13 protein-coding genes are annotated in these 12926 nt (G+C 40.5%); 2 read left to right on the top strand and 11 right to left on the bottom strand.

Annotation, left to right across the window (positions count from 1 at the left end; translation table 11 throughout):
• Window positions 1-244: 244 nt before the first annotated feature.
• Entirely contained in the window at window positions 245-2533 is a 2289-nt protein-coding gene (locus N8N51_RS03125) for a Xaa-Pro dipeptidyl-peptidase (RefSeq protein WP_261103548.1), read from the top strand.
• Window positions 2534-2993: 460 nt separating this feature from the next.
• Complete coding sequence (locus N8N51_RS03120; protein ID WP_020902899.1) at window positions 2994-3464, top strand: arginine repressor; 471 nt, start codon at window positions 2994-2996, stop codon at window positions 3462-3464.
• Window positions 3465-3507: 43 nt separating this feature from the next.
• Here N8N51_RS03120 and N8N51_RS03115 read toward each other — a convergent pair whose 3' ends face one another.
• The 11 genes from N8N51_RS03115 to N8N51_RS03065 all read right to left on the bottom strand — a co-directional run bounded on the left by N8N51_RS03115 (window position 3508) and on the right by N8N51_RS03065 (window position 12877).
• Entirely contained in the window at window positions 3508-3666 is a 159-nt protein-coding gene (locus N8N51_RS03115) for a hypothetical protein (RefSeq protein WP_001808548.1), read from the bottom strand.
• A 9-nt stretch (window positions 3667-3675) separates the two neighbouring features.
• Window positions 3676-4986 carry a GTPase ObgE gene (obgE, locus tag N8N51_RS03110; protein WP_000061647.1) on the bottom strand — a complete coding sequence of 437 codons (1311 nt, stop codon included), beginning with the start codon at window positions 4984-4986 and terminating at the stop codon, window positions 3676-3678.
• A 64-nt stretch (window positions 4987-5050) separates the two neighbouring features.
• Window positions 5051-5185 carry a DUF4044 domain-containing protein gene (locus N8N51_RS03105; RefSeq protein ID WP_000863852.1) on the bottom strand — a complete coding sequence of 45 codons (135 nt, stop codon included), beginning with the start codon at window positions 5183-5185 and terminating at the stop codon, window positions 5051-5053.
• Window positions 5186-5243: 58 nt separating this feature from the next.
• Window positions 5244-5420: a PspC domain-containing protein gene (locus N8N51_RS03100; protein ID WP_261014542.1), complete on the bottom strand. Its 177-nt coding sequence runs from the start codon at window positions 5418-5420 to the stop codon at window positions 5244-5246.
• 29 nt (window positions 5421-5449) lie between these two features.
• On the bottom strand, window positions 5450-6775 hold the full coding sequence (locus N8N51_RS03095; RefSeq protein WP_247927811.1) for a glycosyltransferase family 4 protein: 1326 nt from the start codon (window positions 6773-6775) through the stop codon (window positions 5450-5452).
• Between the two features lie 15 nt (window positions 6776-6790).
• A complete protein-coding gene (gene cpoA, locus N8N51_RS03090; RefSeq protein ID WP_261014401.1) occupies window positions 6791-7834 on the bottom strand; it encodes an alpha-galactosylglucosyldiacylglycerol synthase in 1044 nt (347 codons plus the stop codon).
• Window positions 7835-7949: 115 nt separating this feature from the next.
• On the bottom strand, window positions 7950-8279 hold the full coding sequence (locus N8N51_RS03085) for a metal-sulfur cluster assembly factor (protein WP_000331925.1): 330 nt from the start codon (window positions 8277-8279) through the stop codon (window positions 7950-7952).
• A gap of 14 nt (window positions 8280-8293) precedes the next feature.
• On the bottom strand, window positions 8294-9403 hold the full coding sequence (gene rpoD, locus N8N51_RS03080) for an RNA polymerase sigma factor RpoD (protein WP_000201903.1): 1110 nt from the start codon (window positions 9401-9403) through the stop codon (window positions 8294-8296).
• Window positions 9404-9405: 2 nt separating this feature from the next.
• Window positions 9406-11166 (bottom strand): DNA primase, encoded by a 1761-nt coding sequence (gene dnaG, locus N8N51_RS03075; RefSeq protein WP_261081625.1) that lies wholly within the window; start codon window positions 11164-11166, stop codon window positions 9406-9408.
• Between the two features lie 89 nt (window positions 11167-11255).
• Complete coding sequence (locus N8N51_RS03070) at window positions 11256-12014, bottom strand: ABC transporter ATP-binding protein (RefSeq protein ID WP_020901797.1); 759 nt, start codon at window positions 12012-12014, stop codon at window positions 11256-11258.
• Window positions 12011-12877, bottom strand: coding sequence for an ABC transporter permease (locus tag N8N51_RS03065; protein WP_084863531.1), 867 nt, complete (start codon window positions 12875-12877; stop codon window positions 12011-12013). The genes N8N51_RS03070 and N8N51_RS03065 overlap by 4 nt, the downstream gene beginning before the upstream one ends.
• Window positions 12878-12926: the final 49 nt, after the last annotated feature.

Genomic DNA, 12926 nt, shown 5'->3' with positions numbered 1-12926 from the left:
TTTAAATTTCTATTACTATTACTGATGCTTTAATATCTAATAACTCAAATCATAGTTGACTAGACGATCCTTGCCCGATTTTCAACAGCATCGATAATATTTTTGTATTTAAGCTTATCATTTTACTTGTTTATTTCATAAGTACTTATTTTTATTTATTATAATTTCTGTTAATTTTTATAGTTTCTTTTCTCTCTATTTTTTGATATAATAACCTTAATATATTTCATAAATAGGAGGTCTTATGCGTTTTAATCAATACAGCTATCTTAAAACTTCATCAACGCAGGCCCTGAATGATTTAGTTTCTTTAGGTTTCAACCTAAAACCTACTGATTCAGAAAAAAAGCAATTTGAGGACTTTATTCGTAAAATTTATTTCACATGTCAAAATACAGATTATCCCTTGTCTATACTTTCTTCAGATAAAGAAACTGACTTACTGACATTTTTTCAGTCAGACAAAGAACTGACTGCAGATATTTTCTATACTGTAGCCTTTCAACTTTTAGGTTTTTCTTATTTGGTTGACTTTGAAGACAGTGATGTTTTTCGTAAAGAGACTGGTTTTCCCATTGTATATGGTGACTTGATTGAAAATCTCTATCACTTACTCAATACTCGCACTAAAAAGGGGAACACTCTTATCGACCAACTTATCAGTGACGGTCTTATTCCTGAGGATAATGACTATCACTACTTTAACGGCAAGAGTTTGGCTACTTTTTCTAGCCATGATGTCATTCGTGAAGTTGTTTACGTTGAGACTCGTGTCGATACTGACCGAAAAGGGCTACCAGACTTAGTCAAGGTCAGCATTATTCGTCCTCGTTATGACGGGCAAATCCCTGCTATCATGACTGCAAGTCCCTATCATCAGGGAACAAATGATAAAGCCAGCGATAAAGCTCTTTACAAGATGGAGGGCAATCTCGAGGTTAAGCCTGCTCACAAGATTGAGCTAGAGGAACCCCAACTAAATCTCGTCCAACTCCAAGGTCAAGCTGAGCTTGTGTCAGAAGCTGAGGAAAAGCTAACACACATCAACTCTAGCTATACACTCAACGACTACTTCCTTCCACGAGGTTTTGCCAATCTGTATGTCTCAGGTGTTGGTACCAAAGACTCTACTGGTTTCATGACTAACGGAGACTACCAGCAAATCGAGGCTTATAAAAATGTCATCGATTGGCTTAATGGCCGTTGCCGTGCTTTCACTGACCACACGCGCCAACGTCAAGTCAAGGCTGACTGGTCAAATGGAAAAGTAGCTACAACTGGACTTTCCTATCTAGGTACCATGTCCAATGGTTTAGCAACTACAGGTGTAGATGGTTTAGAAGTGATCATTGCCGAGGCTGGCATTTCATCTTGGTACAACTATTACCGTGAAAACGGTCTGGTAACTAGCCCAGGTGGCTATCCAGGTGAGGACTTTGACTCCCTTGCTGAGTTAACCTACTCTCGTAATCTCTTGGCTGGCGACTTTATTCGTGGTAATGAAGCTCACCAAGCTGATTTAGAAAAAGTAAAAGAGCAGTTAGATCGCAAATCTGGTGACTACAATCAATTTTGGCATGACCGCAACTATTTGCTCAATGCTGATAGAGTAAAGGCAGATGTTGTCTTTACTCACGGTTCTCAGGATTGGAATGTTAAACCACTTCATGTTTATCAGATGTTTCATGCTCTTCCTGCTCACATAAACAAGCATCTCTTTTTCCATAATGGCGCCCATGTGTACATGAACAACTGGCAGTCCATTGACTTCCGTGAGTCTATGAACGCCTTATTGACTAAGAAATTACTGGGACAGGAAACGGATTACCAACTTCCTACTGTCATTTGGCAGGATAATACAGCTCCTCAGACTTGGTTATCACTTGATACCTTCGGTGAGCAAGATAACTTTGAAACCTTCGCACTTGGTCAAGAAGAGCAAGTTATTCAAAACCAGTACTCAGATAAGGATTTTGAGCGTTATGGTAAGACTTACCAGACCTTCAATACAGAACTCTATCAAGGGAAAGTCAATCAGATTACTATTGACCTTCCTGTGACCAAGGATCTCCACCTGAACGGTCGTGCCCAACTCAATCTTCGTATCAAATCCAGTACAAATAAGGGGCTCTTATCTGCCCAACTGCTAGAATTTGGACAGAAGAAATACCTACAACCTTATCCAGCTGTTTTAAGTGCTAGAACCATTGACAACGGTCGCTACCACATGTTGGAAAATCTTAACGAATTGCCATTTAGACCAGATTCACAACGAGTCGTGACAAAAGGCTATCTCAATTTACAAAATAGAAATGATTTACTGTTAGTAGAGAATATTACTGCAGATGAATGGATGGATATCCAGTTTGAACTGCAACCAACTATTTACAAGCTAAAAGAAGGAGATACTCTTCGTTTAGTTCTCTATACTACTGACTTTGAAATCACCATACGTGACAACACCGCTTACCAGCTGACTGTTGATCTTGAACAGTCTAGTCTTATCCTACCTTGTCAAAAGGTAGAATACTAGACTTTCAATATGAAAGATTTCCACTTGAACAGTCAAACTACACATAAACTTGGTATCAAATTCAATCCCGATATAGGCTTATGATAAGTCTACACGGGAGCTTGGACAAAATATACTAAAACCCTAACCAACATGTGTACTCATTAATAATACTCGCTACCACACCACATGTTGGAAAATCTCTGTGAATTAACATTAATCGTAAATTCACAAGAAGTCGTGACAAAAGGCTACCCTAATTGAATGATTTACTGTTAGTAGAGGACACCAATGTAGATAAACGGATAGATAGCCAATTCATCTGCACCCGACTAGTGACAAGTTAAAGGAAGGAGATTCTCTCCGTTTATTCCTATACTACTGACTTTGAATTCATCATACGTGACAATACCGCTTACCACCTGACTGACGATATCGTTCAGTCCACGCTTTCTGTACCTAGTACAAGGAGTAACATTTTATGAATAAATCTGAACACCGACACCAACTCATACGAGCTCTTGTAACGAAAAACAAGATTCATACCCAAGCTGAGCTACAAGCTCTTCTTGCTGATAACGACATTCAAGTTACACAAGCTACACTTTCGAGAGATATTAAAAGCATGAACCTTTCAAAAGTACGAGAAGAAGACAACTCTTACTACGTACTCAATACAGGTTCTATCTCAAAATGGGAAAAACGTCTCGAAATTTACATGGAAGATGCTCTTGTCTTGATGCGTCCCGTTCAACACCAAGTCCTCCTTAAAACCCTTCCTGGACTTGCGCAATCCTTTGGTTCTATCATTGATGCATTAAGTTTCTCTGACGCTATCGCTACTCTCTGTGGTGATGATGTCTGCCTTGTCATCTGCGAAGATGCAGAAGCTGCTCAAAGATGCTTTGAAGAACTGAAAAAATTCGCTCCACCATTTTTCTTTGAAGAATAAGAAAATTCCGTGTCTGATGTGGCACGGAATTTTGTTATATTCTTTACTGAGATGGATTTTCTTTTTTAGTTCGTGCTAATCTCAGGGCACGATTTGGATTGAGACGATTAAATAGTTCTTCCAATTTCTTTTCATTCCAAACATCTGCGGCAGAAACGAAATTACCATCCGCATCTCGGAAAGATATCGGTTTATCTCCCATATCAGTCTCCTAGTCTACAAATTCAAACTCAAATTTACCAATGCGGACCAAATCCCCATCTTTAGCACCACGCGCACGAAGGGCTTCATCAACCCCCATACCACGAAGCTGGCGAGCAAATTTCATGACTGATTCGTCACGATCAAAGTTGGTCATATTAAAGAGTTTCATGAGTTTTTCACCAGAAAGTACCCATGTTGCATCGTCATCACGACTAATTTCAAAGGCTTTTTCTTCCTCATCAAATCCATAGTAGGCTTCTTCTTCCATATCTGACTCGTCGTAGAGCAAGAATTCTGGTGTCTTGTCTAGCAATTCAGCTGTAGCATCCAAAAGCGTAGCCAAACCTTGCTTGGTCAATCCAGAAATTGGGAAAATAGCTGGTAACTCTTCAAATTCATCGTAGTTTTCAGCCAATTTTTTCTTGAATTCTACAAGATTTTCCTGACTCTCAGGCATATCCATCTTATTGGCTACGATAATCTGTGGACGCTCCATCAAACGGAGATTGTATGACTCTAGCTCTTTATTGATAGCAAGATAATCCTCATATGGATCACGCCCTTCACTAGCTGACATATCAATGATGTGAAGGATGACACGTGTACGCTCGATGTGACGGAGGAACTGAGTTCCCAGACCGACTCCCTGACTAGCTCCTTCAATCAAACCTGGTAGATCAGCTACTGCAAAGGATTCACCTGATTGGGTACGAACCATTCCTAGATTTGGCACAATTGTCGTAAAGTGGTAGGCACCAATTTTAGGCTTAGCTGAGGTGATAACACTTAAAAGTGTTGATTTCCCAACAGAGGGGAAGCCTACTAAACCAACATCTGCCAAGATTTTTAATTCCAATTGTAACTCACGTTCCTGACCTGGTTCTCCATTTTCAGAGATTTCCGGTGCAGGATTTTTTGGTGTTGCAAAGCGGATATTTCCACGTCCACCACGACCACCGTGGGCAACGATAAATTCTTGACCGTGTTCAATCAAATCTGTCAAGACCTTGCCTGTCTCAGCATCACGCACAGTCGTACCTTGTGGTACTCGAACTCTAAGGTCCTCAGCACCACGACCATGCATCCCTTTGGTCATTCCTTTCTCACCAGAATCAGCCTTGAAATGGCGATTATAGCGGAAATCCATGAGAGTACGTAGACCTTCGTCTACAACGAAGACTACATTACCTCCACGACCACCGTCACCACCCCAAGGACCGCCATTAGGGACATATTTTTCACGGCGAAAGGCAACCATACCATCGCCACCATTACCAGCCTTGACCTTGATCTTGGCTGTATCTAAAAACATACTCATTTTTTTCTTCTCACTTTAAAAAAGGGCTGGGAAATCCCAGTCACAAAATTTTCTTGAATCTATTTTATAGATTACTGAGGGCACCAATTGCAGTTGCAAAAATACCCAAAATACTTGCTACTAACATGATAAGTACGATAAGCAAGGTTAATTTCTCAAACATAGTTTTTTTACGTTTTCCATTATCTCCAAATGCCATTTTTATCTCCTTCGTTACATTCTATTTTCTATTATCTTAGCATGAATTCAGCTAGTTTTCAATAGTCACTTGCTACCGGCGCAATAATCCATAAAATGATATAAGCTACAATTCCCGCTCCGTAACAGCAAGCAAGGACACCCCAAATGACTCGAACGATAGTTGGATCCATATCTAGATAATGAGCCACTCCGGCACAAACACCAGCAATTTTTTGATCACTACCACTTCTCATCAATTGTTTTTTCATAGCTATTCCTCTTTCTATTCTTCATGGTCTTTCCAATAATCTCTGATGCTGATTAACTGTGTTTTTGAAGCCTTCAGCATGCGTCTAGAGCCTTTTACGGGCACAGCAACCACCTGTTGCGGTAGATACAAAACTGTCTTAAAGATACGCTGAGTGACCGTATCATCTTTGGCTAAATCTTTCTGGAAATTATTTGAAATAATAGCATCAAGATAAAACTCATGCACCCGTTTTCCAAAATTCTCAGCTGAAATCTCATATAATTTCTCTGATAAGGTATGCTCATCCATATCTGGCGTTGCAATCAGGGCCTCCAGAATAGCTCCAGCCAAATCATGTTCACCATAATACAAGGTTCCAAACATTTTATCACTGATAAGATTGTCCAGATAAGGATTTCCATGTGCAATGACAGGCGTCCCACTAGCCAAACTTTCCAAGTAGGTCAAGCCTTGGGTTTCACTTGTCGATGCCGAGATGAAGAAATCTGCCGCCTTATAGTAAAGAGCGGTCTCACTAGGAGCAATCATCCCTGTAAAGACAACGGAGTCTTGAATCTCTAGTTTCTGGGCTTGCTCTTTGAGGTCATTCAGATAAGGGCCATCCCCAGCAACTACCAGTTTAACCTTGTCTTCCTCTTTCAGAACATCAGCAAAGGCTGCTAATACTGCTTGAATATTTTTTTCATAGGAAATTCTGGAAAGACTCAGCAACATCTGTTCATCAGCTTGAATCCCTAGTTTACTACGTAGTTCTTTCAGATTTTCTTGCTTGATTTCTGGACGTTCAAACTTGGCTAATTCAATCCCAGTAGGAATGACACGTTTTTCGACCTTGACCTTATAGTCAGATAGCAAGTCACGGACAATCTCACTAGGACAAATGACTCCATCTACATCATGTAAAAAACCTCTAACCAAATACTTGACCATACTAGGACGAATCAACATCCCCTTGGCAATATAATGCACATAGTCTTCGTATTGGGTGTGATAGGTATGGATGACTGGAATCTTCAATTCACGCGCAATCCAAATCCCCAACAGGCCAAGAGAAAATTCTGTCTGAGTGTGGATAATATCCAGTTGATATTGTTTAGCAATTTCAAGCGCCTTGCTGAAACCTCGATAGGCAAAGCGGCGATCCTTAAAAGCAAAGAAAGGAACACTTGGAATGCGGATAATTTGCCAATCTTCGTAGCGATTGACATCCTTATCTGTCGTCGTAAAGATAAAAACAGCGTGCCCCTGCTTTTCAAGTTCGGTTTTCAAGGTTCGAATACTGGTCGCAACACCTGAAACCTGAGGAAAATAGGTATCTGTAAATAAACCAATTCGCATAGATTACCTCACTTTTTACTTTCTCCCTAAAGCGGCTTGTTTCTCATAAAAGTCCAACCAGATTTGTAACAGATGCTCTTCAGAATACTCTCTAGAAATATTCTTAGCTTTTTCTTTCAAATCTTTTAAAGCAGCAGGATTCGCTTGATATTCCAGAATAGCTTCTTTCATCTCTTCTCTGTCTGCTGTAGCCCGATAATCTCCCTCCAAAATTACCTTATAAAGATCTAAATCACGCAACATAATCGGAGCTTCACAACTGGCAGCCTCTAAAATCGTCATCGGAAAGAGCTCATTATAACTAGGAAGCAAGAAAAGATTCGCTAGGGCATACAATTCTCGCATCCGCTCTGGCGATACAATACCTGGAAAAATCAAATTTTTAGGTGGATTCTCCATGATTTTCTTGTAACGTTCATAACCATCTGTCATACCACCAAAAGAGAAACCACCTGCCCAGATAAAGGTAATTTGCGGCAATTCCTCAGCCAGACGGATAAAATCGTCAATCCCTTTGCGTTTCTGAACTTGACCAGCACCTACTACGATAAACTGATTGTCACTAAGACCTAGCTCTGTACGCAGTCTCGCTACCTCTTCTTGCGGAAGAGGATGCCATTTTTCCTTGTTGACAAAGTTAGGGATATAGGTCACTTTTTCACGTGGAATACCAGCTGCCACCAAATCCTCAATAAACATAGGATTGACCACCACCAAGTGCTCCATCCGGTTGTAAAAAGAAAATACATAGCGTTTCACAATTCCCTTTATGAAAAATGGAATTTTCAAACTCCCCTCGAGTGTATCAGGTAAGAAATGCACATAGCCAATTTTCCTTCCTGATCGTTTCTTCTGGAATGTTGATAAATAATAGGGGAGATCAATTGTATGAAAGTGAGTCACATCTGCCTCTATTGGAAGATTTTCTGTAACAATCAATTGGTCCTTGGCATCACGGTGAAGAAGACGAACTAATTCACGGTAAGCACCTGAAACTCCTTGTCCTGCTACTTTCTCACTTGAACTCAACATATTGATGCGTAATTTCTTTTTTTCCATAACTACTATTATATCATTTTCTTTGAATAAAATCAGCAAAAGAAAGGAGAGACTAGAGGAAAAGAGGGGGAAATTTCCTCGCTTTTCCAATAATCTCTCACATGTTTTTATTTGTTTACTTAATGCCTAGGGCAATACGTGCATAGCGACTCATTTTTTCAACAGTCCAGGCTGGATACCAAACTAATTTGACCTCAGTATCCGTTACTTCTGGAACCTCTGTCATAGCATCATAAATCTGGTCTGTCAAAAGGTCTGCTAGAGGACAACCCATGGTTGTCAAAGTCATATCAATCTCTGTTTGTCCTGTGTCACCGTCAAAACGAATTTCATAGATCAAACCAAGATTGACAATATCGATTCCCAACTCAGGGTCAATAACTTCTTCCAAGGCTGATAAAATTCGTGTTTTGATGTTTTCAATTTGCTCTTCTGTATAAGCCATATTCATCCTCACTCTTAGTCTTCAATAAAATCACGAAGCGGTTTGCTGCGACTTGGTTGGCGTAGTTTTCTCAAAGCTTTAGCTTCAATCTGACGGATACGCTCGCGAGTCACGTTAAAGACTTTACCCACATCTTCAAGGGTACGCATTTTACCATCATCTAGCCCAAAACGCAGACGCAAAACATTTTCTTCACGGTCTGTAAGAGTATCCAAGACCTCATCCAACTGCTCACGCAAAACGATACGAGTTGTATAGTCCACTGGATTTTCAATCACTTCATCTTCGATAAAGTCCCCAAGGTGGCTATCATCCTCTTCACCGATTGGAGTTTCAAGGGATACCGGTTCTTGGGCAATCTTCAAGATTTCACGAACCTTGTCAGGGGTCATATCCATACGTTCAGCGATTTGTTCTGGTGTTGGATCTTGTCCCAATTCTTGAAGGAGGTTACGCTGTTCACGAACCAATTTATTGATGGTTTCAACCATGTGAACTGGGATACGGATGGTACGAGCTTGATCCGCAATAGCACGAGTGATAGCCTGACGAATCCACCAAGTTGCGTAAGTTGAAAACTTGAACCCTTTAGAATAATCAAACTTGTCAACCGCCTTCATCAAGCCCATATTTCCTTCTTGAATCAAGTCAAGGAACTGCATACCACGACCAACATAGCGTTTAGCAATAGAAACAACCAAACGAAGGTTGGCTTCCGCAAGACGTTGTTTGGCTTCGATATCACCAGCTTCAACAGCAAGCGCCAATTCTTTTTCCTCTTCATTGGTCAAGAGAGGTACGACCCCGATTTCTTTCAAGTACATACGGACAGGGTCATTAACCTTAGCCGAAGTTGAACCAATCAAGTCCTCATCACTGAGTTCTGGCTCTTCTTCAGTGCTAAGAACACGCGCACTTGGATTTCCTTCGTTATCTGTGATAGAAATCCCTGCATCCTGAATTCGTTGCAAGAGATCTTCAATCCCATCAGCATCCAAGGTAAAAGGAATCACCAGACTTGCATTAATTTCATCATCAGTTGCTGTCCCTTTTTGTTTATGATTACGGATAAATTCTGCTACTTGTACATCAAATGTTGTTACTTCTTTTTGTTTTGTTGCCATTATTACTCCATTCTTCTCTTTTGGGAAATTAAACGTTCCAATTCTTCTAGGGCTGTGTCTGTATCTCCTACATGGCTCGCTTCCTGCACCTTCTTTTTGATTCTCATATTGTCCTGATTCAAGAGAGCCTTGTTTCGAGTCATTTCTACTTCACTAAGTTCCTGAGGTGACATCTCAGCAGGCAAATCCTGAGCTAAGACTTGGTACCAAGCTCTTTCAACTTCATCTGTCTGTTCTGCTAAAACTTCCGGAGGAAGATTTCCATACTGGCCAAGCAAGTCATATAAGACCTGAAATTCAGGTGTGTCAAATGCAAAGTCTTCCCTTAAACGGTAATCGTTCAAAACAAGAGGAGATTCCATCATTCGATAAAGTAGATGAGCTTCTGCTCTCATAATAGCTGATAACTGCTTGGTGACAGGCATAGTGATTGACGTCGGTCTGGAAATACCTTCCATGCGATTCTGCCTTTGTGCCTGACGACTCTCATTAACAATCTGCTCAATCTGGGCATAATCAAAGGACGCCAGACTGTCAGCTAAAATATGTATATAGCTGTTTTGAGCAGTAATAGATTTTTCTTGAACAATCAAGGGAGCTATTTTTTCAATAAACTCAATCTGAGCCTGCAAATTTTCACTATTTTCAGGTTTGTACTGGTGAATGTAAAACTCAATCGGACTAATACGAGTTTTCGTTAATAGATAGGCCAAGTCTTCTGGACCATTTTTTTGTAGATATTCATCAGGATCCAAGTTATCAGGCATGCTTACGATTTGCACAGGCATATCACCAATTTCGTCCAGCGCTTTCAATGTCGCAGCTTGCCCAGCCTTATCGCCATCGTAAACAAGAACTAACTTCTTGGTTAACCTTTTCAGATGCTCAACATGCTCACGACTCAAGGCCGTTCCCATAGATGCCACAGCGTTTTCGATTCCAGCCCGATAGGCTGCGATGACATCCATGAACCCTTCCATGAGGTAAATCTCACTGGCTTTTCCAGAAGATTTTTTTGCCCTATCCATATGATATAATTCGTAACTTTTGTTAAAAATTGCAGTCGATCGGCTATTTTTATACTTAGAAGTTTGTGAATCCGTTTTCTGCCAGATACGACCTGAGAAGGCAATGACCTTTCCCTGGTCATTTGTCAGGGGAAACATAATCCGATTGTGAAAGGTGTCTACAAATTGATTGGCATCCGAGAGATAAAACAGTCCCGAATCCAAGAAATCCTCTTCACGATACTGATCAGACAAACGTTGATAGAGATAGTTTCGTTCTGGAGGTGCTAAACCAATCCGAAAATGCTTGAGCACTTCATCTGTCAAACCACGCTGATAAAGGTAGTTTCTGGCCTCTTCCCCCATGGTCGTTGTCATCAGAATAGCATGATAAAATTTGACAGCATCTTCGTGCATATCATAAAGAGCTTGGTGGGGTGAAGCTGGCTTCTGCTCACTATAAAGCGGTTTTTCTACCTCTATCCCAACACGCTGACCTAAGATTTGGACAGCCTCCATAAAGGGAACCCCTTGGTACTCCTCAATGAATTTAAAGACATCACCTGAGCGCCCACAACCAAAACAGTGGTAAAACTGCTTGTCCTCTACAACGTTGAAAGAAGGTGTTTTTTCACCATGAAAAGGACAGAGCCCTAGATAGTTCCGTCCTGCCTTTTGTAAAGAAATCACATCTCCTATGACTTCCACAATGTTGGCATTGTTTTTGATTTCTTCAATGACTTGTTTGTCAACCATACACAATACCTCCATGTTATCATAGTTTACTTTATATAGTATACTTTATTTCAGAAAAAAAGTAAACCATTTCACTCATTTTCCCTACTTTATTCAAAGAGTTGATAATAATCAGAGATTTTCATTTTTGCTTTTTCTTCTTGGTTCAAATCTTGGATAATTCGTCCTTCTTTCATGACAATTAAACGATTGCCATATTTGAGAGCATCTTCCATATGGTGGGTAATCATAAGCGCTGTCAGCTGGTCTTTCTTGACAAATTCATCCGTCAATTCCATCAAGGCCACACTGGTCTTTGGATCAAGGGCTGCAGTATGCTCGTCTAACAAGAGTAATTCAGGACGCTTCAAGGTTGCCATTAAGAGACTCAAGGCCTGTCTTTGACCACCTGATAAGAACTCAATCGGTGTATTCAAGTGTTTCTCAAGACCATTTCCTACTTTTTCAATGGTCGCTTGAAATTCATCCTTGTAGCTAGCCAGTCGTCTCGGAAACAGTCCTCGTTTTTCACCACGAAACTTGGCAATCAAAAGATTTTCAGCGACCGTCATACGGGGAGCTGTCCCCATCTTAGGATCTTGGAAGACACGAGACAGATACTTAGCCCGCTTCTCTGGTGAAAACTTGGTAACATCTTCACCTAAAATACGGATGGTTCCACTGGTTAATGACAAGGTTCCTGCAATAGTGTTAAAGAGAGTTGATTTCCCAGCACCATTTCCACCTAAAATCGTGATAAAATCCTGTTCAAAAATTTCTAAGGAAACATCATTTAAAATAATCTTTTCTTCATCAAAGCCATTTTTAACGACTTTGGTTGCATTTTTTAATTCTACAATTGCTGTCATTTACTTAACTTGGCTCCTTTCAAGATTGTTTGCTTAAATGTTGGAATCATGAGGCAGACTGCTAAAATCAAGGCACTGTATAAACGAAGGTAACTTGTATTAAAGCCAAGAGCGATAACTGCCCACACTAAGAATTGATAGGCGATAGAACCCACAACGATGGCAACCAGACGCTCTGCCAAGCTCAAACTCTTGAAAATAACTTCTCCAATTATCAAACTTGCAAGCCCCACAACGATAACTCCAATTCCTCGAGATACATCAGCATAGCCTTCTTGCTGCGCAATGAGAGCTCCTGCAAGGGCAATCACACCATTTGATAAAACCAAGCCCATAAGCTCCATGCGTCCAGTATGAATCCCGAAACTTCTAGCCATATCAGGATTGTCACCTGTAGCAATATAGGCTTGTCCGAGTTTAGTGTCCAAGAAAAAGAGCATGAGAGCAATAACAAGACTGACAAAGATAAGACCTGTCAAGAGTTGATTCAAATCCGAATCAAAAGGCAAAACATCCTGAATTTGCTTGGTTCCAAGCAGGCCTAAATTCGCACGTCCCATAATTAAGAGCATGATAGAGTGACAGGAAGTCATCACCAAAATCCCTGAGAGCAAGGTTGGGATCTTCCCTTTTGTATAAAGAAGGCCTGCTGCCATTCCAGCCAAACAACCTGCTCCTACAGCAACAAGAGTCGCTAAAAATGGGTTCACGCCTTTGGTTATCAAAGTGACAGCAACAGCTCCCCCAAGAGGGAAGGAACCTTCTGTCGTCATATCTGGAAAGTTTAAAATCCTAAATGTCATAAAGATTCCCAGACCTAAAATAGCCCAGACAAATCCTTGAGAAATAATAGATAATATCATCTGTTTCTTAACCTTTTCTATATGATTTCTATTGTAAAAAATTGGAGGA

The organism is Streptococcus mitis, assembly GCF_946188685.1.
Lineage (GTDB): Bacteria > Bacillota > Bacilli > Lactobacillales > Streptococcaceae > Streptococcus > Streptococcus mitis_CC.
This window is presented reverse-complemented; position numbering and strand designations above follow the sequence as displayed.

What these genes read in the sequence shown, in the direction of transcription:
- N8N51_RS03125 (WP_261103548.1), top strand. Translation starts at nt 245, where the DNA reads ATGCGTTTTAATCAATACAGCTATCTTAAAACTTCATCAACGCAGGCC.
- N8N51_RS03070 (WP_020901797.1), bottom strand. Translation starts at nt 12,014, where the DNA reads ATGACAGCAATTGTAGAATTAAAAAATGCAACCAAAGTCGTTAAAAAT.
- N8N51_RS03120 (WP_020902899.1), top strand. Translation starts at nt 2,994, where the DNA reads ATGAATAAATCTGAACACCGACACCAACTCATACGAGCTCTTGTAACG.
- rpoD (WP_000201903.1), bottom strand. Translation starts at nt 9,403, where the DNA reads ATGGCAACAAAACAAAAAGAAGTAACAACATTTGATGTACAAGTAGCA.
- N8N51_RS03115 (WP_001808548.1), bottom strand. Translation starts at nt 3,666, where the DNA reads ATGGGAGATAAACCGATATCTTTCCGAGATGCGGATGGTAATTTCGTT.
- N8N51_RS03100 (WP_261014542.1), bottom strand. Translation starts at nt 5,420, where the DNA reads ATGAGAAGTGGTAGTGATCAAAAAATTGCTGGTGTTTGTGCCGGAGTG.
- N8N51_RS03085 (WP_000331925.1), bottom strand. Translation starts at nt 8,279, where the DNA reads ATGGCTTATACAGAAGAGCAAATTGAAAACATCAAAACACGAATTTTA.
- cpoA (WP_261014401.1), bottom strand. Translation starts at nt 7,834, where the DNA reads ATGGAAAAAAAGAAATTACGCATCAATATGTTGAGTTCAAGTGAGAAA.
- N8N51_RS03095 (WP_247927811.1), bottom strand. Translation starts at nt 6,775, where the DNA reads ATGCGAATTGGTTTATTTACAGATACCTATTTTCCTCAGGTTTCAGGT.
- N8N51_RS03065 (WP_084863531.1), bottom strand. Translation starts at nt 12,877, where the DNA reads ATGATATTATCTATTATTTCTCAAGGATTTGTCTGGGCTATTTTAGGT.
- N8N51_RS03105 (WP_000863852.1), bottom strand. Translation starts at nt 5,185, where the DNA reads ATGGCATTTGGAGATAATGGAAAACGTAAAAAAACTATGTTTGAGAAA.
- dnaG (WP_261081625.1), bottom strand. Translation starts at nt 11,166, where the DNA reads ATGGTTGACAAACAAGTCATTGAAGAAATCAAAAACAATGCCAACATT.
- obgE (WP_000061647.1), bottom strand. Translation starts at nt 4,986, where the DNA reads ATGAGTATGTTTTTAGATACAGCCAAGATCAAGGTCAAGGCTGGTAAT.